Origin of the sequence: Bradyrhizobium sp. 191, assembly GCF_023100985.1 — a bacterium.
GTDB classification, from domain to species: Bacteria; Pseudomonadota; Alphaproteobacteria; order Rhizobiales; family Xanthobacteraceae; genus Bradyrhizobium; species Bradyrhizobium diversitatis.
Genome location: NZ_CP064692.1, coordinates 3,974,635 through 3,992,294 on the forward strand (window position 1 = coordinate 3,974,635; position 17,660 = coordinate 3,992,294).

The 17,660-nt window shown below is 65.2% G+C and carries 14 protein-coding genes; 11 read left to right on the plus strand and 3 right to left on the minus strand.

Annotated features, from left to right (window positions below; all coding sequences use genetic code 11):
- The first annotated feature begins 144 nt into the window (after positions 1–144).
- The 4 genes from IVB23_RS18460 to IVB23_RS18475 all read left to right on the plus strand — a co-directional run bounded on the left by IVB23_RS18460 (position 145) and on the right by IVB23_RS18475 (position 3,975).
- Positions 145–954, plus strand: a complete 810-nt coding sequence (locus IVB23_RS18460; RefSeq protein ID WP_247804565.1) for a creatininase family protein — start codon at positions 145–147, stop codon at positions 952–954.
- Between the two features lie 139 nt (positions 955–1,093).
- Positions 1,094–1,357 carry a hypothetical protein gene (locus IVB23_RS18465; RefSeq protein WP_165936273.1) on the plus strand — a complete coding sequence of 88 codons (264 nt, stop codon included), beginning with the start codon at positions 1,094–1,096 and terminating at the stop codon, positions 1,355–1,357.
- A 112-nt stretch (positions 1,358–1,469) separates the two neighbouring features.
- Positions 1,470–1,643 (plus strand): hypothetical protein, encoded by a 174-nt coding sequence (locus tag IVB23_RS18470; RefSeq protein ID WP_247804567.1) that lies wholly within the window; start codon positions 1,470–1,472, stop codon positions 1,641–1,643.
- A gap of 409 nt (positions 1,644–2,052) precedes the next feature.
- Positions 2,053–3,975 (plus strand): carbohydrate porin, encoded by a 1,923-nt coding sequence (locus IVB23_RS18475; RefSeq protein ID WP_247804569.1) that lies wholly within the window; start codon positions 2,053–2,055, stop codon positions 3,973–3,975.
- Positions 3,976–4,158: 183 nt separating this feature from the next.
- Here the strand turns inward: IVB23_RS18475 and IVB23_RS18480 are convergent, their stop codons facing one another.
- Positions 4,159–6,234, minus strand: coding sequence for a HAMP domain-containing methyl-accepting chemotaxis protein (locus IVB23_RS18480; protein WP_247804570.1), 2,076 nt, complete (start codon positions 6,232–6,234; stop codon positions 4,159–4,161).
- Positions 6,235–6,478: 244 nt separating this feature from the next.
- On the opposite strand from IVB23_RS18480, the gene IVB23_RS18485 reads away from it, so the two are divergent.
- The gene (locus IVB23_RS18485) at positions 6,479–7,774 is read left to right on the plus strand and encodes a hemolysin family protein (RefSeq protein ID WP_061882551.1); all 1,296 of its coding nucleotides are present in this window, start codon (positions 6,479–6,481) and stop codon (positions 7,772–7,774) included.
- Positions 7,775–8,053: 279 nt separating this feature from the next.
- Here the strand turns inward: IVB23_RS18485 and IVB23_RS18490 are convergent, their stop codons facing one another.
- Both IVB23_RS18490 and IVB23_RS18495 read right to left on the minus strand, forming a co-directional pair.
- Entirely contained in the window at positions 8,054–9,766 is a 1,713-nt protein-coding gene (locus IVB23_RS18490) for an FMN-binding glutamate synthase family protein (RefSeq protein ID WP_247804572.1), read from the minus strand.
- Between the two features lie 410 nt (positions 9,767–10,176).
- Entirely contained in the window at positions 10,177–10,950 is a 774-nt protein-coding gene (locus tag IVB23_RS18495; protein WP_194391116.1) for a ferredoxin--NADP reductase, read from the minus strand.
- A 386-nt stretch (positions 10,951–11,336) separates the two neighbouring features.
- On the opposite strand from IVB23_RS18495, the gene IVB23_RS18500 reads away from it, so the two are divergent.
- The 6 genes from IVB23_RS18500 to IVB23_RS18525 all read left to right on the plus strand — a co-directional run bounded on the left by IVB23_RS18500 (position 11,337) and on the right by IVB23_RS18525 (position 17,520).
- Entirely contained in the window at positions 11,337–12,155 is an 819-nt protein-coding gene (locus IVB23_RS18500; RefSeq protein WP_247804574.1) for a RimK-like protein, read from the plus strand.
- 100 nt (positions 12,156–12,255) lie between these two features.
- Positions 12,256–13,257, plus strand: coding sequence for an NADP-dependent oxidoreductase (locus tag IVB23_RS18505; RefSeq protein ID WP_247804576.1), 1,002 nt, complete (start codon positions 12,256–12,258; stop codon positions 13,255–13,257).
- A 145-nt stretch (positions 13,258–13,402) separates the two neighbouring features.
- The gene (locus IVB23_RS18510) at positions 13,403–14,254 is read left to right on the plus strand and encodes a cysteine rich repeat-containing protein (RefSeq protein ID WP_247804578.1); all 852 of its coding nucleotides are present in this window, start codon (positions 13,403–13,405) and stop codon (positions 14,252–14,254) included.
- 113 nt (positions 14,255–14,367) lie between these two features.
- The gene (locus IVB23_RS18515; RefSeq protein WP_131872512.1) at positions 14,368–14,583 is read left to right on the plus strand and encodes a hypothetical protein; all 216 of its coding nucleotides are present in this window, start codon (positions 14,368–14,370) and stop codon (positions 14,581–14,583) included.
- 187 nt (positions 14,584–14,770) lie between these two features.
- Complete coding sequence (locus IVB23_RS18520) at positions 14,771–15,910, plus strand: FAD-dependent monooxygenase (RefSeq protein WP_247804579.1); 1,140 nt, start codon at positions 14,771–14,773, stop codon at positions 15,908–15,910.
- A complete protein-coding gene (locus IVB23_RS18525; protein ID WP_247804580.1) occupies positions 15,907–17,520 on the plus strand; it encodes a benzoate-CoA ligase family protein in 1,614 nt (537 codons plus the stop codon). The genes IVB23_RS18520 and IVB23_RS18525 overlap by 4 nt, the downstream gene beginning before the upstream one ends.
- Positions 17,521–17,660 lie beyond the last annotated feature (140 nt).

Genomic DNA, 17,660 nt, shown 5'->3' on the forward strand with positions numbered 1-17,660 from the left:
ACTCCGTCGATCGTGGCTGGCCCAATCGTGTCTGGCTCAAGGGAAGGCAACGCGATAGAACCGCATGACATGAGGGGACGCGAACCGGCCAGGCCCGCGCCCCCTCATACTCCAAATTACGTGACAAATTCGGGCAAAGAAACCTTGAAGACGCCCTCCCGCGACTGGATCGATATCAACTGGCCCGATGCGAGTCCTGCGGAGGTGTCGCGCTGGATCGCGGTGCTGCCGCTGGCGGCGACCGAGCAGCACGGTCCGCATCTGCCGCTCACGACCGACATACTGATCGCGGAGGCCTATCTCGCGCGCGTGCGCGAGCTGCTGCCTGAGAGCATTCCCGCCGGATTTCTGCCGGTTGAACCGGTCGGGATTTCCACCGAGCATATCGACTATCCGGGCACGCAGACGCTGCCGACCGAAATTGCGCTGAAGAAATGGACAGGGATCGGCGAGGACGTTGCACGCCGCGGCGTGAAGAAGCTCGTCATCGTCACCAGCCATGGCGGCAACAGCGCGGCCATGATGCTGGTCGCGCAAGATCTGCGCGCGCATCACAAGCTTTTCGTGGTGACGACGTCATGGTCGCGGCTCTCCGGCGCGGACGGATTGTTCCCGGCCGAGGAAGTGCGCCACGGCATTCACGGCGGTGCGGTCGAGACCTCGATCATGCTGGCGCGCTATCCCGATCAGGTGCGCATGGATGCGATCGCGGATTTCCCTGCGAGCAGCGTCGCGATGGAGCAGCAGTATCGCTGGCTCTCGACGCAGCGCCCCGCGCCATTCGCCTGGCAGGCGCAGGATCTCAACCCCAGCGGCGCGGTCGGCAATGCGACGCTGGCCGTGGCCGAGAAGGGCGAGCGGCTGATCGACCAGGGTGCGCGCGCCTTCTGCGAGCTGCTGAGTGAAGTCGATAACTTCGACGTGAACAGGCTCGCCAAGGGCCCCCTCGGCTAGCCGGCATCCTCCTGGATTCACTCGGGAAAGGTCGAGTCTTCGCGGCCACATCTGCGATCTTCGAACCGGACGCGAAGAACCTCCGTCCAACTGGGCACGCAGGCCACAACGGACCGCCTCAACCCGGATGGAGTTTCACATGTCGATCAAGACCAGGATTGCCGCCGCAGCTCTCGCTGCCCTCGCCGTCACCGGCAGCATCGTGTCCACCACCTCTTCCGCCGAAGCCAAGCAGCCCGGCTGGGTCTGGGGCGTCGGCGCCGGCATCGCCACCGCCGCCGTCGTCGGCTCCGCGATCGCCGCCACGAACGACCCCTATTACCACGGCTATCACCGCTGCGGCTGGGTCGCCCAGTACAACGCCTTCGGCCAGTACGTCGGCCGCGTTCGTACCTGCTACTGATCTGGGTATCTGAGGCCGATCTCTCCTGGCTCCTGCGTCCGACACGGGCGCCTCATCCACCCCGTGTCGTGCCCCCGACCCCGCCCGGCTGTCCCCCCGGGCGGGGTCATCCATGATCGGCGAGAAACTCTGGCAGCAACGGTGGGGCTCGGTCAGTCCAGCGACCAAGGCCACGAACAGTCCAGGCTCGGAAACCAACACGCCAGCCAAGGACAAGAGCAGTGCGGCCAGCGATGATGACGCGTTGCTCAACAAGAAGATCAAGGGCATCTGCCACGGCTGCTAAGTGCTTCCGCTAGCCGGCAGCCGACCGTCGATTTACGCGATTCCGCCGCCTCCCGCGCTCGTCCCTGCCTTGGATCGGTCCCAAGCATCCGCTCGGCTGCTCCGGATTCCAGACGTCCCTGCCATGTAACAGTCCCGTCACAGAGCAGTGCCAACTATTCTCAACGACAGCATGCTAGTTGCTATTGCGAATTAATTGCAATAAGGAAGTGGTCACGCGGGATCGAAATCATCTTGCGCGGGAGCAGGCGAGACCTGAGACAAAGCCGTTGCGAATCGGCAGGGATCGTGCGGCGAGTTGGACATTCGCGTTTGGGGGCGTGCGTTTGACGTTGAGGGGTTACCGACAACGGTACTTGCGGACGGCCGCGGCAATTGCCACGGGCGTACTGGCACTGCCGTGCGCAAGCTTGGCAGCCGACCTGCCGCTGAAGGCGCGCGCGGCGAAAACCGTCTATGACTGGACCGGGTTCTATGTGGGCGGTCATTTCGGCTATGGCGACGCCGGCTTCGGACCGGGCACCAACCCGCTGCCCTTGCAGGGCGCGGGCCTGCCGCACAGCGCCACCGGCCTCACCGGCGGCTACCAGCTCGGCTACAACCGCCAGCTTGCGAACCGCGTCGTTCTCGGCGTCGAAGCGGACGCCACGTTCACCAGTCCGCTCGATTTTCCCGCGCACGAGCGCGCACCGGCTCCGTTCAACACCACCATCGACTATGTCGGCACCGTGCGCGGCCGTCTGGGCTATGCCTTCGATCGCTTCATGCCCTTCGTCACCGGCGGTTTCGCCTGGGGTCACACGCATATCAACGTCAACGACGCCGATGGCGTCACCGAGCTTTCTCCGGTCGGCCACTACCAGACCGGATGGACGGCGGGACTTGGCCTCGAATTCGCCGTCAGCGGCAATTGGAGCGCGAAGGCCGAATACGATTACGTCGCATTGTCGCGCCGGACCTACGATCTCGGCACCTTCGGCATGGCCAACGTCGACGTCGATCCGCGCATCCATCTGTTCAAGCTCGGCCTCAACTACAATTTCGGCGACACGCCCTGGATGGCGCCGGTCAACGGCAGGACGAAGCTCCCGGAGTCCGGCGACTGGAACGTCCACGCCCAGACCACCATGCTGCCGCAGGGCTACGGGCCGATCCGCTCGCCCTATGCGAGCCCGCTGAGCCTTCCCGGCGGCGGCCAGTTTCAGGCGACATGGACGACCACGGCCTTCCTCGGCGCGCGGCTGTGGGACGGCGGCGAGTTCTACTTCAATCCCGAACTGGCGCAGGGTTCCGGCCTCAACGGCACGCTCGGCCTCGCCGGCTTCTCCAACGGCGAGGCGCAGAAGGCCGGCGCGCCATTCCCGAAAATCCGCGCGCAACGCTACTATCTCAGGCAGACCTTTGGCCTCGGCGGCGAGCAGGAGGAAGTGCCCGACGCTCCGAACCAGCTTGCCGGCAAGCGTGATGTCGACCGCGTTACTCTGATCGTCGGCCGCTTCGCCGTCGGCGATTTCTTCGACGGCAATGCCTACGCCAAGGACCCGCGCGCCGACTTCATGAACTGGGCGATGTGGTCGTCGGCCGCTTACGACTTCCCCGCCGATTTGCCCGGCTACACCCGTGGCGCCGTGGTCGAGCTCAACCGCAAGGACTGGGCGGTGCGCGCCGGGCTGTTCCAGGTCCCCGATGCGCCCAACAGCGACGTGCTGGTCTTCAAGACCGGCGGCGCCGTCGTCGAGCTCGAAGAGCGCCATTCGATCTTCGACCAACCCGGCAAGCTGCGGGTCGGCACGTTCTACAACAGCGGCAATACCGCCAACTACCGCGAGGTGGTCGCGATCGCCGCTGCCAACCCTGCGCTCGACATCAATGACATCACGATCGCCAACCAGCGCGACCGTTCGAAGTACGGCTTCTACGTCAACCTCGAGCAGCAGATCGTCAAGGACGTCGGGCTGTTCGCGCGCGCAAGCTGGAATGACGGCCAGAACCAGATCCTGTCCTTCACCGACATCGACCGCAGCGTATCGGGCGGCCTGTCGATCAAGGGCAGCCATTGGGGGCGGCCGGACGATACGATCGGCATCGGCGGCGCCGTCAACGGGCTTTCCGACGCGCATCGCGACTTTCTTGCCGCCGGCGGCACCGGCCTGCTGATCGGCGACGGGCGGCTCAACTACAGTCCGGAACGCATCCTCGAAGCCTACTATGCCTGGAAGCTCAATTCCTGGACGACGATGACGTTCGATTACCAGTTCATCACGAACCCGGCCTATAACGCCGACCGCGGCCCGGTCTCGATCTTCTCGGGCCGCCTGCACGCCGAGTTCTAAAGCGCGATGCGATTAGGATGAATCGTCATCGCGCTTTAGGTTGTTGTTTAAGCATGATCTTTTCGGAAAACCGCTGCACACTTTTCCGGATCATGCTTTAGCCCAGCGCGCGAACTGTTCGCCTATGACGAGCAGTCCGAGACGTTCAGCCTGGAGAATCCGGGCGAGGGTGTCTGATCCCGCCTAAGCGGCCCGGATCGCGTCGAGGAATTTTCCGACCTCGGTCTTGAGACGGCTGCTTTCGCCCGAGAGCGATCTGGCCGACGCGAGCACGTTGGAGGAGGCCGACCCGGTTTGGCTCGCGCCGCGCTGCACGTCGACGATGCTGGCGGAGACCTGCTGGGTGCCGCGCGCGGCCTGCTGCACGTTGCGGGAGATCTCCCGCGTCGCCGCGCCCTGCTCCTCGACCGCCGCGGCGATGGCCGACGCGATCTCGGACATGCGGGAGATGGTGTCGCCGATCGCCTTGATGGCGCCGACGGAGTCTTCGGTCGCAGCTTGAATCCCTGCGATCTGCTGGCTGATCTCGCCGGTGGCCTTGGCGGTCTGCTCGGCCAGTGCCTTGACCTCGGAAGCGACGACGGCGAAGCCGCGACCGGCCTCGCCGGCGCGCGCCGCCTCGATGGTGGCATTGAGCGCCAGAAGATTGGTCTGGCCCGCGATCTGGCTGATGAGCTCGACGACGTCGCCGATCCGGCCCGCGGCCCTGGCGAGCTCGCCGACATGGTCGTTGGTGCGCCCGGCCTGCTGCACCGCCTCGCCGGCGATGCGCGCGGAATCCTGGACCTGACGGCTGATCTCGTCGACCGACGAGGCCATCTCCTCGGCCGCCGCTGCAACGGTCTGCACGTTGGTGGAGGCCTGTTCGGAGGCGGCCGCGACGGTCGCGGTGACCGTTTCGGATTGCGCGGCGGTGCTCGTCAGCGTTCCCGCGGACGCTTCCAGCTCCGAGGAGGCCGACGAGACGGTGTTGATCACGTCACCGATCATGGCTTCGAACTCGCGCGCGATCTGATCCATGCGCTGGCTGCGCTTCAGCTTGGCTTCCGCTTCGATCGCGGCCGCCTCGTCGGCGGACTTCTTGGCAAGCAGCGAATCCTTGAAGTGCTGGAGCGAGCCTGCGACCTGGCCGATCTCGTCGTTGCGGCCCGTCGCCGGAATCTCGACCTCGTGCTGCCCGGCGGCGAGGGCGCCGATCACGTCGGCGATCCGGCCGAGCGGCGTCACCACGCGCCTGCGCAGCATCATGGTCACGCCAGCCAGCGTGCCGAGCAGGGCCAACACGGCGACGCCGGCGAGCGCGAGCATCGCCAGCGCGCCGTCGCGCGCGGCCGAGGCACGCTCGGCGGCTTCCGCCAGCGCGGCATCGCGCACGCCGTAGAACATCTGGATGGCCGGCACGATGACCTTCGCCAGTTCTTCGGCGGTGGCAACGTATTTGCCGTCGCTCCGGGCCGCAGGAAGCTCCTTGTCCACGGCAACCGCTGCTTGCCCAAAATAGGAGTCCATTGCCGCCTTGAACGCGGCAGCGATACGGGCGGGCTTTCCGAGCTGGTCGATCCCGGCCTCGATACGCTCGCGGTCGGCCTCCACGCGTCCCTGCATCCGGTCCATCAGCGTCAGTTCAGCAGCGGTGAGTGGGCGGCGCGCGGAGAGCGCAGGCGACAGCGTTGCCGCGCGGCTGCCGGCCGACACGCGCAGATCCTGCGCCGTTCGCGCCAGGCTCAACAGCGCCGCAAGCGAGGAATCGGCGTTGATCACCTTCGCCTCGAGCCGGTTCATGACAGGCTCGAGATTGGCGAGGACCTCGGCAACACCGGGCAGGAAGCCCTTTGTCGCGGCACTGTCGCGCGTGGCGAGGGGAACACTCATCGCACGATCGGCAGCGGCGGTGATGTCTTTCAGACGCCGCGCAGCACGATCGAGATTCTCGGCAATCGCGCCGCCGTCATCCAGCACCATCACGGCCCGCCTTGCCGCCTCGAAGCCCGCCTCGGCCGTTTTCGTAGCCTTCGTGGCAGCGTCGAGCTGCGCCTGGGTCGCGGCGCCCTCCTGGAAGATCGGTCCGATATAGGGTGCGCGAAGGCTGGCGACGTGCTGGCTGGCCATCAGGGTCGCACCAAAGGCATCGACGGTCTTGATCGCGTCGGAGCGGTTCGCGAAGATGCGCGTCTGGGGTATCAGCACCTCGGCGCCAAGGATGACCGCAAATACCGTCACCGTCAGCATCGACAGCGCGAAGAGCTTCCCGATCCGCATCCTGATTTCCCCCAATTGATTTCTGCAATGTCGAAAATCTAGCGGGCGGCCACTAAGGGGGCGTTAAGCAACGATCCGTAGTTCCGCGGAGTGTCAGGTCGTCGCGGACGGCCTCGGGAACACTGCCGGACGCCAGTTCCTTCAGTGCTCGAATGCGCGGAATCGCCAGCATCTCCTCACCGAATACCTATATCGATGGCTTGCGCTGTCATCTGCGCCGCACTTGCTTACCTCCGGAAGGTCAATGCTCTCGCTCGAACTCGTCATCGTCGTCATCCTGATCGTCATCAACGGCCTGCTCTCCATGTCCGAGCTGGCCGTGGTCTCGTCGCGTCCGGCGCGGCTGTCGCTGCTCGCGGCCAAGGGCGTGCGCGGCGCCGAGCGGGCGCTGACGCTGGCCGCCGATCCCGGCAAGTTCCTGTCGACGGTGCAGATCGGGATCACGCTGGTCGGTGTGCTCTCCGGCGCGTTCTCGGGCGCGACGCTCGGGCAGCGGCTGACGCAATGGCTGCTCGAGCTCGGCCTCTCCAAGGGCATTGCCGACATCGTCGGGGTCGGGCTCGTGGTCACGCTCATCACCTACGCCACCCTCATCGTCGGCGAGCTGGTGCCGAAGCAGGTGGCGCTGCGCGATCCCGAAAGCATCGCGGTCCGCGTCGCGCCGGCGATGCATGTGTTGGCGAAGATATCGCTGCCGCTCGTCTTCCTGCTCGACGTCTCCGGAAGGCTGATCCTCACGCTGCTCGGCCGCGGCGGCAAGGCCGAGGAGAAGGTGTCGGAGGACGAGATCCATCACCTCGTCAGCGAGGCCGAGAGCGCTGGCGTGCTCGAGCCGGGCGAGAAGGAGATGATCGCGGGCGTGATGCGGCTCGGCGATCGTCCTGTCGGCGCCGTCATGACGCCGCGCACGGAGGTCGACGAGATCGACCTGAACGACGATCCGGCCGCGATCCGGGAGATCATCGCGGGCAGCCCGCATTCGCGCTTTCCCGTTTCCGACGGCGACCGCGACAAGCCGATCGGCGTGCTCCAGGCCAAGGACCTGCTGGTGGCCTATATGAACGAACGCACGCCGGATCTGCGCGCGCTCGTGCGCGAGGCGCCCGGCATCCCGGTGTCCGCCGATGCGCGCGACGTGCTGACCATCCTGAAAGCGGCTCCGGTTCACGTCGGCTTCGTCTACGACGAATACGGTGCCTTCGAAGGCGTGGTGACCGCCACCGACATCCTCGAGTCGATCGTCGGCGCCTTCCATTCCGAGGCGGGGCCGCCGGAGCCGGCCTATGTCAGGCGCGCCGACGACTCGCTCCTGATCTCCGGCTGGATGCCGGCCGACGAATTCGGCGAGCTGCTCGGCGTCGAACTGCCGCCGCACCGCTACAACACGGTGGCGGGCCTGGTGCTGCAACAGTTCAACGCGCTCCCCAGCCCCGGCGACGCCTTCGATTTCCGCGGCTGGCACATCGAGGTGGTCGATCTCGACGGGCGGAGGATCGACAAGATCCTGGCGAGCCGGTTGAGTGAGGTCGAGACGGGGTGAATTGAGCGATAGCAAGCTGTCGTCCCGGACAAGCGCGCCTCAAGCGCGCGCCGATCCAGGACCCATAACCACAGGGAGGGGTTTGGCGAAGACCCGCAGTTCGGTACTGCCACCAGCCGCACTCGCCAGATCACGCGGTATGGGTCCCGGATCTGCGCTGGCGCTTGTCCGGGACGACAGCTGAGTTGTGGCTCGAGCGCGCGTCACACAGCGAGCGTCACCCGAACCTCACCCCGATCCGCACCAGCCGCGATCGCGATGAATTACGCGACCAGAATCCTACAGCGCCGGCTGGAACGTCTCGGCGCGCGCCATGCGCCAGGCGTCGCGGAAGCGCGGGTCTTCCGTACCTTCGAGCAGCTCGCCCGGGCGCAGTGCCGGATAGAGCTGCGCAAAGGATTGCACCTGGGTCGTCGACGTCCGCTGGCTGAAGTGAATCGGGCGCAGCTGCTGCGGATGTTCGAGGCCGGCGGCGGCAATGAGCTCCGTCAGCGAGTGCAGCGTCGCATGATGGTAATTTTGTACGCGGTCGATCTTGAGCGGCACGTAGAGCGCGCGCGCCCGCGTCGGGTCCTGCGTCGCAACCCCGGTCGGGCAGCGGTCGGTGTGGCAGCTCAGCGACTGGATGCAGCCGAGCGAGAACATGAACCCGCGTGCCGAATTGCACCAGTCGGCGCCGATCGCCATGGCGCGCGCCATGTCGAAGGCGGTCGCGATCTTGCCGGAGGCGCCGATCTTGATGCGATCGCGCGCGTTGATGCCGACCAGCGCGTTGTGGACGAAATTGACGCCCTCGCGCATCGGCATGCCCAGATGATCCATGAACTCCAGCGGGGCCGCGCCCGTGCCACCCTCATTGCCATCGACGACGATGAAATCAGGGTAGATGCCGGTCTCGATCATCGCCTTGCAGATAGCCAGGAATTCCCAGGGATGGCCGATGCACAGCTTGAAGCCGGCCGGCTTGCCGCCGGACAAGCGGCGCATCTCGGCGATGAACTGCATCATGCCTGTTGGCGTGGAGAAGACGCGGTGCGAGGCCGGCGAGATGCAGTCCTCGCCCATGGCGACGCCGCGGATCTTGGAGATCTCCTCAGAGACCTTGGCCGCCGGCAGCACGCCGCCATGGCCGGGCTTGGCGCCCTGGCTGATCTTGAGCTCGACCATCTTGATCTGGTCGTCGCCGGCGACGCGCGCGAACGCCTCGGGATCAAACGTACCGTCGAGACGACGGCAGCCGAAATAGCCGGAGCCGATCTCCCAGATGATGTCGCCGCCCATCTCGCGGTGATAGGGGCTGACACCGCCCTCGCCGGTGTCGTGCGCGAAGCCGCCCTTCCTGGCGCCGGCATTCAGCGCCCGCACCGCGTTCGGGCTGAGCGCGCCAAAGCTCATCGCCGAAATGTTGAACACCGAAGCCGAATAGGGCTTGGTGCAATCGGGGCCGCCGATGGTGATGCGGAATTTCTCCGTGGCATGCGTCTTCGGCGCGACCGAGTGATGCATCCACTCGTAGCCGTCGCGGTAGACGTCCTCCTGCGTGCCGAAAGGACGCTTGTCGAGCTCCATCTTGGCGCGCTGATAGACCACCGCGCGGGTGTCGCGCGAGAACGGCATGCCGTCCTTCTCGCTCTCGAAGAAATATTGCCGCATCTCGGGCCGGATTTCTTCCAGCAGGAAGCGGATATGCGCGGAGATCGGGTAGTTGCGCAGCACCGCGTGGCTCTTCTGCAGGAGATCGCGGATGCCGAGCAGCGTCAGCGCGCCGAAGATCAGGATCGGGACCAGCATGATGTCGAAGATCTTGCGATCCGCGAGGCCGATGCCGATCAGGAGAGCGGTGACCACCGCGCAAATCGTCAGCACGATGTAGCGCGGCGAGAAGGGCAGCAGCAGGGTTTCCATGATCCCTTCTTCCGCCAGCGGCAGGCGTTTGGGGGATGAGTGTTCGGGCGATTCCCGCGTCTTGTTGTCGTCGGCCACGATTCCCATCCTCTCGCCAGCATGAGGCGGTACGATACGCCTGCGCCTGTCATACGGATATGACGTGGCCCTTGTTTCAGGCTAGCGAATTCGGCGGAGACAAATCAATCAGCCTCGATCGCGGGCTGCTGCACCGCAACAGAAGGGTTGGGAGGAAGAGACCGCAGGCCGCAAGGCTCCTAGGAGGCCGCGAGCGGGCCAGACTGGATCCACAAGCTCAGCCGTCGTCCCGGGCAAGCGTCAGCGCAGACCCGGGATCCATAACCACGAGATTTTGGGGCTGGGAAAGCTGTCCGCTCCGACTCGTCGCATAATCACGGCCTGTGGTTATGGGTCCCGGATCTACGCGCGCTTAGGCGCGCTTGTCCGGGACGACGAGTTGGGTGTGGCGCGCGATCACGCCACTTCCTCGACAGAGCTTACCGCTCGACGAAGGCCTTCTCGATCACGAAATGGCCAGGCTTGTTGCCGCTTCCCTCGACGAAGTCGCGGCTCTCGAACATCGCCTTGAGCTCTTCGAGCATCGCCGGGCTGCCGCACATCATGATGCGGTCGGTCTCGATATCGAGCGGGCCCTGGCCGATGTCGTTGAAGATCTGCTCGGAGCTGATGAGGTCGGTGATGCGGCCGCGGTTCTTGAACGGCTCACGGGTCACGGTCGGATAATAGACGAGCTTGTCCGCGAGCAGCTCGCCGAACAGCTCATCCTCGCGCAAGGTCGCGACGAGCTTCTCGCCATAGGCGAGCTCGGAGACCTGGCGGCAGCCGTGCACCAGGACGATCGACTCGAACTGGTCGTAGACCTCGGGATCCTTGATCAGGCTCGCGAAGGGCGCGAGGCCCGTGCCGGTCGAGAGCAGCATCAGCCGCTTGCCGGGAAGCAAATTGTCGGTGATCAGAGTGCCGGTCGCCTTGCGGCCGACCAGGATGGTGTCGCCTTCCTTGATCTTTTGGAGGCGCGAGGTGAGCGGGCCGTCCTGAACCTTGATCGAGAAGAACTCGAGTTCTTCCTCGTGGTTGGCGCTCGCCATGCTGTAGGCGCGCAGCAGCGGACGGCCGTCGACCTCGAGGCCGATCATGGCGAACTGGCCGTTCTGGAAGCGGAAGCCGGTATCGCGGGTGGCGCGGAAGCTGAACAGCGTGTCGGTCCAGTGGTGGACGGAAAGAACCTTCTCTCGGTAAAACGCGCTCATGATTTTCGATATTCCGAATAACTGCGGTTTTAGGGCAAAAGCACTGCCCGGCCCCTGACGCTGGGCGGGCACCATCTGCCATGGCGGAGGATTTGGCGTGTGTGATCTACGCCATTGAGACCAATAATCAACCTCGTTTCGGATGCAATTGATGCCGGTCAAACCGGCATTTGCAGCAGAACTGGTCAGATCATCAATGAATCTGCTGCCGGCGGCGGGAGGCAGGCAATTTCTTTTCCCTGTGGGGCTCGATGGCAGCACTTAATTTCCGTCGCGCTCGCGAGAATTTCATTAAGAATAGCTCTGATTTTTACCCCGGTGTGGCGCCGCTTCCCGCATTCTTGCGGCTTTTGGCGCCAGGAGCGACTGAAGAGCGACGGGAGCAGATGGCAGACGGCGAGCGGATCTTCGTCCAGGCGATCAGGCGCTATTGCGCCCAGCACGGGATCACGGTCGATGTCCGCCCCGGCGGCTGGCTGATCGCGATGCGCCGGGACGAAAGGCGCCACCTCGCCTTCGGCTATGACATCGGCCTCAACAGCGCCATCGCCCACCGCCTCGCCAACGACAAATCGGCCACCGCCGAGGCGCTGGAGATAGCCGGTGTGCCATGCGTTTCCCATCGGCTGTTCCTCAACCCAAGACTCGGCAGGAATGTCGTTGGCCCCAGTTGGCGAGAGGCCATGCTCGAACTGCTTCGCGACCATCCGCAAGGCGTGGTGGTGAAGCCGAACGAGGGAACGTCGGGACGGTCGGTGTTCAGGGTGTCGACCGAGGCGGAACTCGATCACGCGGTTGACGACGTTTTCTCGATGAGCGCCGGACTTGCGATCTCGCCCTATCTGGCGATCGAGGACGAGGTCCGTGTCGTGCAACTCGGCGATCTGCCCCTCGTCGTCTACAGCAAGCAGCGTGGCTCGGATTGGCGGCACAATCTCGATGCCACCGCAAAACCCGTGCTGCTGGAGGACGGCGAGGTTCGAACGGCTTGCGTGAAGCTCGCGGCCGATGCCGGCAGCGCCATCGGCATCGTCTTCGCGTCGATCGACGTGGTGCGTGTCGACGGCGAATGGAAAGTGCTCGAGATCAATTCCGGCGTGATGATGGAAGCGCTGGGCAAGCTGCATCCGGAATTGGTGCAGGCAACATATGACGCGGCGCTGGACCGGGTGTTCGGGGAGGATGAGCGGATGTTCCAGTTGTGAAATGGAACGCAGCGCTCTAGCCTTGTGGCCGCGCACAGCAAATGCGGCCTGCGGGTCTTGTTCGCGCCGATAGCATCAAAGAATCAAAGAGGGGAACGCCATGAACGGCAACGTCAATCGCCAGATTCTGCTGGTGGAAAAGCCCAGCGGCAAGCTCGGCCCCGAGCATTTCAAGATGGTCGAGGGCACAATGCCGGAGCCGAAGGACGGCGAGGCGTTGCTGCGCGTGCGCTACATCTCGCTCGATGCCGCCAACCGCGCCTGGATGCACGGCGCGACCTATCGTTCCGCGGTCGAAGCCAACAGCGTGATGGCCGGCGGCGCCATCGCCGAGGTCGTCAGCTCAAAGGCGCCAGAGCTTGCGCCCGGCGACATCGTGTTCGGCGACACCGGCTGGCAGGAATTTGCCGCGGTGCCGGCCAAGCATCTCACCAAGATGCCCAAGCTCGAACCGATGACGCACCTGCTCAGCGTGTTCGGCATCGCCGGCCTCACCGCTTATTTCGGCCTGCTGGAGATCGGCAAGCCCAGGGAGGGCGAGACGGTCGTGGTCTCCGCCGCTGCGGGCTCGGTCGGCTCGATCGTCGGGCAGATCGCGAAGATCAAGGGATGCCGCGTCATCGGCATCGCCGGCGGCGCGGACAAGTGCAGATGGCTGACCTCCGAGCTCGGCTTCGATGCCGCGGTGGACTACAAGGACGGCGCGGTGTTCAAGGCGCTGCGCGCAGCGGCGCCGAAGGGCATCGACGTCTATTTCGACAATGTCGGCGGCGACATCCTCGAAGCCTGCCTGCCACAGATGAACAATTACGGCCGCATCGCCTGCTGCGGGGCGATCTCGCAGTATGACGGCGCTCCTGCCGCGCACGGCCCGCGCGGCGTGCCCGGGCTGATCGTGGTGAAGCGGCTCGTCATGCAGGGCTTCATCGTGATGGACTACATGAAGGAGAGCCAGCGTGCGCTCGCCGACCTCCAGACGTGGGTCAAGTCCGGCAAGCTGAGGGTGCAGGAGGACATCATCGACGGCTTCGAGAACACACCGAAGGCGCTGATCGGGCTGCTCGCGGGCGAGAACCGCGGCAAGCGCATGGTCAGGCTCTGAGACGCCATCGGCGCTGGCACAATTGACTTGCGGGTGAGGTCAAAGCGGCGAATGATGCTGCCTTGCGAGGCGTTACTCGCGACGATTGCGATTACATTACATTTCAAGAATCCTCGGCTCACCCGACGGGCAGGAAATCATTCAGATGTTCAACACGTTGAAGCATGCATCGCGGCGCAAGGCGCTGCTGGCGGCGGCACTCTTTGCAGCCGCGACATCGGCAGCCGCGCAAGCGCCGACCGAGGCCCAGAAGAGCGCCATTCGCTCCGCTTGCCGCTCGGATTTCATCGCGCACTGCGCGAGCGTGACGCCTGGCGGCACGGAAGCGTTTCAATGCCTGGCGAATAACATGTCCAGCCTGTCATCGGGATGCCAGACCGCGGTTCGCGCCGTCGAGCCCGCTGCGGCTCCGAAGACCGAAGCCGCGCCCGCCGCGCCGAAGACCGAGGCTGCGCCCAAGGAAGCCGCTCCCAAGGTGGAAGCGCCGCCGTCCGCTGCGTCCAAGGCTGAGCCCGCGCCCGCAGCGCAGCCCGGCGCTGCACCGACACCGAAGGCCACTGCCGCCAAGCAGCCGAGCAGCGCGCAGGTTGCGGCCGTCAAGAGCGCGTGCCGCGCCGACTATCCCAGGGTCTGCGCCAGCGTGACGCCGGGCGGCGCGGCGGCGCTCGAATGCCTGGAGAAGAACAAGGCCAAGGTCTCGCCGGCATGCGAGAAGGCCGTGAGCGCTGCAACCGGCGGCGGCGCAGCAGCAACGGCAGCGCCTGCGGGCGCAGCGCCGGCGGCTGCGGCAGCGACCGCGCCAGCCGTCATCGTCTTGCGCCCCTTGCTGCCGCGAGAGGAGCTGTTCATCGTGAGGTCGGCCTGCGGCGCCGACATCCGCACGCTCTGCGCCGGTGTCGCGCCCGGCGGCGGCCGCATCATACAATGCATTTCCAACAGGGCCGCCTCGCTGTCGCCCGCGTGCAAGGACGTGCTCGCCCCGTTCGCGGCACGATGAGGAGCGCGCCGCGCGGCGATGATGGTCGGCGTGCGAAAATGAGCTGCTGCACGCCTGCAACGACAAGCCTTTTGCAAGCATCATTTCGATAACGACAAGCTCGGGAGGACAACATGCGTTCATTGCTGCTCGTTGGTTCTGCTCTCTTCGCCTTCGCCGCGACCATGACGTTCGAGGCTACCGATGCCAATGCGGTGGTGTGCGCCCGCGGCGTGTATCGCGCCGGCTGCGCCGGTCCGAACGCGGCCGTCGTGGTCCGCAAGCCCGTGCCCGCGGTCCGTTGCACCAGGGTGCTGGTGAACGGCGTCTATGTGAAGCGCTGCGTCTGACGCCCCCGGTGGCCAATTCGCCCCGGTTTGGCTATGGTTCGCACCTGAGGTTTCGGACACCGGCGAAACGGGTGTTCGAAGGCGCTTTGGCGTGCCGGCCTTGCCGATAATTCCGCTGGCGCCGGGCGCCGGAGCACATTAGTCTATCCCTAGATAGTAAGTATACTGTCAATCAGGGAGGCAGACGTTGCGGATCGCCGTGATTGGCGGGGGGCCCGGTGGCCTCTACTTCGCCTATCTTTGGAAGAAGCGTCATCCCGAGGATCAGGTCGACCTGTTCGAGCAGAACCCGGCCGACGCGACCTGGGGCTTTGGCGTCGTGTTCTCCGACCAGGCGCTGGAATTCCTGCGAGCCGACGACCCCGAGACGGTCGATGCGATCGCCCCGCATATGGAGAGCTGGGAGAACATCACGCTGAACCTGCACGGCGACAGCGTCGCCATCGACGGGGTCGGCTTCTCTTCGATCGGGCGCCTCGAGCTGCTCAGGTTCCTGCAGCAGCGTGCGCTCGATGTCGGCGCCACGCCGCGCTTCGACACGCCGATCCAGGCGATCGACCAGCTCAACGGCCACGATCTGATCGTCGCCGCTGATGGCCTGAACTCGCTGGTCCGCCGCGCCTTCGAAGGCGATTTCGGGACGTCGCTGTCCTACTCCTCCAACAAGTTCGTCTGGTACGGCACCTCGAAACGCTTCGACACGCTGTCGCAGACCTTCGTGAAGACCGACCGCGGCGCCTTCAACGCCCATCACTACCGCTATTCGCCGGGCATGAGCACGTTCCTGGTCGAATGCGACCACGCAACCTGGCAGGCCTATGGCTTCGCCTACAAGGACGTCGAGCAGTCCAAGGGTGTCTGCGAGGAGGTCTTCGCCGACACGCTTGGCGGCCACTGCCTCGTCTCGAACAAATCGGTCTGGCGCAACTTCCCCTGGGTCTGGAACGAGCACTGGTCGTTCAAGAACATGGTGCTGCTCGGCGACGCCCTGCATTCGGCACATTTCTCGATCGGCTCGGGCACGCGGCTCGCGATCGAGGACGCGATCGCGCTGGTCAAGGCGCTGGAGTCGGATGCGCATCTTGCGACCGCGCTGCATCGCTATCAGGCCGTTCGCAAGCCCATCGTGCAGAAGCTCGTCGATGCCGCGCGCACGAGCGCGTTCTGGTACGAGCACTTCGCCGAGCACATGAAGCTTCCCCTGATGGACTTCGCCTACAGCTATATCACCCGCTCCGGCCGCATCGACGATTCGCGGCTGCGCGCGATGTCGCCGGCCTTCATGGCCCGCTACGAGGCGGCCAAGAACGGCGGAGACGCCGCATGAGCAACGAAATCCACGACCAGGTTTCCGCGGACGGCCCGGGGGCACGCGAGATCGGCTTTGCCGTTCCTGAAATCTACAATGCCAGCCGCGTGCTGTTCGACAATCTCGGCAAGGGCCGCGGCGACAAGATCGCGCTCATGGGCCCGGCAGGCACGCGGACCTATGCCGAGCTGTGCGGCGAAGCCTGCCGCTGGGGCAACGGTCTTGCCTCGCTTGGCCTGAAGCGCGGCGATCGCGTGCTCCTGTTCCTCGACGACACGCCGGCCTACCCGGCCGCCTTCTTCGGCGCGGTGCGGGCCGGCTTCGTGCCGCTCCTGATCAACACGTTGACGCCGCCGGACCTCCTGCAATTCTATCTGGCCGATTCCGGCGCGGCTGTCGCGGTCGCGGATGCCGAGTTCGCGGCGCGCTTCAACGCGGAGGCGTGCAAGGATACGACGCTCCATACGCTGATCGTCGTCAATGGGGCAGCGGGCGAGCATGCCGCGCCTGCGGCGCTGGCGGCAGCGGACTGGCTCGCGCAATTCCCGGCTGATCTCGCCGAAGCCGACACGCATCGCAACGAGATGGCGTTCTGGATGTACTCCTCCGGCTCGACCGGCAGGCCCAAGGGCATCGTGCATCTGCAGCACGACATGGCCTATAGCGATGCCGCCTTTGCGCAGAACGTGCTGAAGCTGACGCCTGACGACATCTGCTTCTCGGTGCCGAAGATCTTCTTTGCCTACGGCTTCGGCAACTCCGTCACCTTCCCGTTCTCGGCCGGCGCCGCGACGCTGCTGTTGCCGGGCCAACCCAAGCCTGCGTCGATCTTCGCGGCGATCGCGCGATACAAGCCGACGCTCTTCTTCGGCCTGCCGACGCTTTATACATCGCTGACCAAGGCCGACGGCGCGGACAGGACGGACTTCTCGTCGCTGCGCATGGCGCTCTCCGCCGCCGAGGTGCTCTCGGCGGAGGTCTTCAACGGCTGGAAGACGCTCACGGGGCTCGAAATCGTCGAAGGCCTCGGCTCGACCGAGGTGCTGCACATCTATCTCTCCAACAGGCCCGAGCAGAAGAAGCTCGGCGCCGCCGGCCTGCGCGTGCCCGGCTACGAGGTTGCCCTGCGCGACAAGGACGGGAACGAGGTCGGCGACGGCGAGGAAGGCATCCTGTGGGTGCGCGGCGATTCCAACACGCCGCTGTACTGGAACCGGCCGGACAAGTCCGCGGAAACGATTCGCGAGGGCGGCTGGATCTATACCGGCGACCGCTTCATCCGCGATGCCGACGGCTTCCACTTCTTCCGCGGCCGCGCCGACGATCTCATCAAGATCTCAGGCCAGTGGGTCTATCCGCTCGAAGTCGAGCTGTGTCTGGCCGACCACCCCGACATTCGCGAATGCGCGGTGTTCGCTGCCGAACTGCCGGACCGGCGCATGACGCTGAAGGCAGTCGTGGTGATGAACAACCGCGCCGTCGACCAGGGTGAGGCGACGCGCAGGCTGCAGGACTATGTGAAGGGCAAGCTCTTGCCCTACAAATATCCGCGCGAGGTGATCTTCATCGACGAGTTGCCGAAGACGGGCACGGGCAAGATCGACCGGCAGGCATTGCTGCGGATCTGAGGCGAGGATGCTGCCCACATTCGGTGTCGTCCCGGACAAGCGCGCCTTAAGCGCGCGCCGATCCGGGACCCATAGCCACAGGCGAACGTGGTTACGGGGACGCGGAGTTATCTGCTCGCGCCCAACTCCTTCCTGTGGTA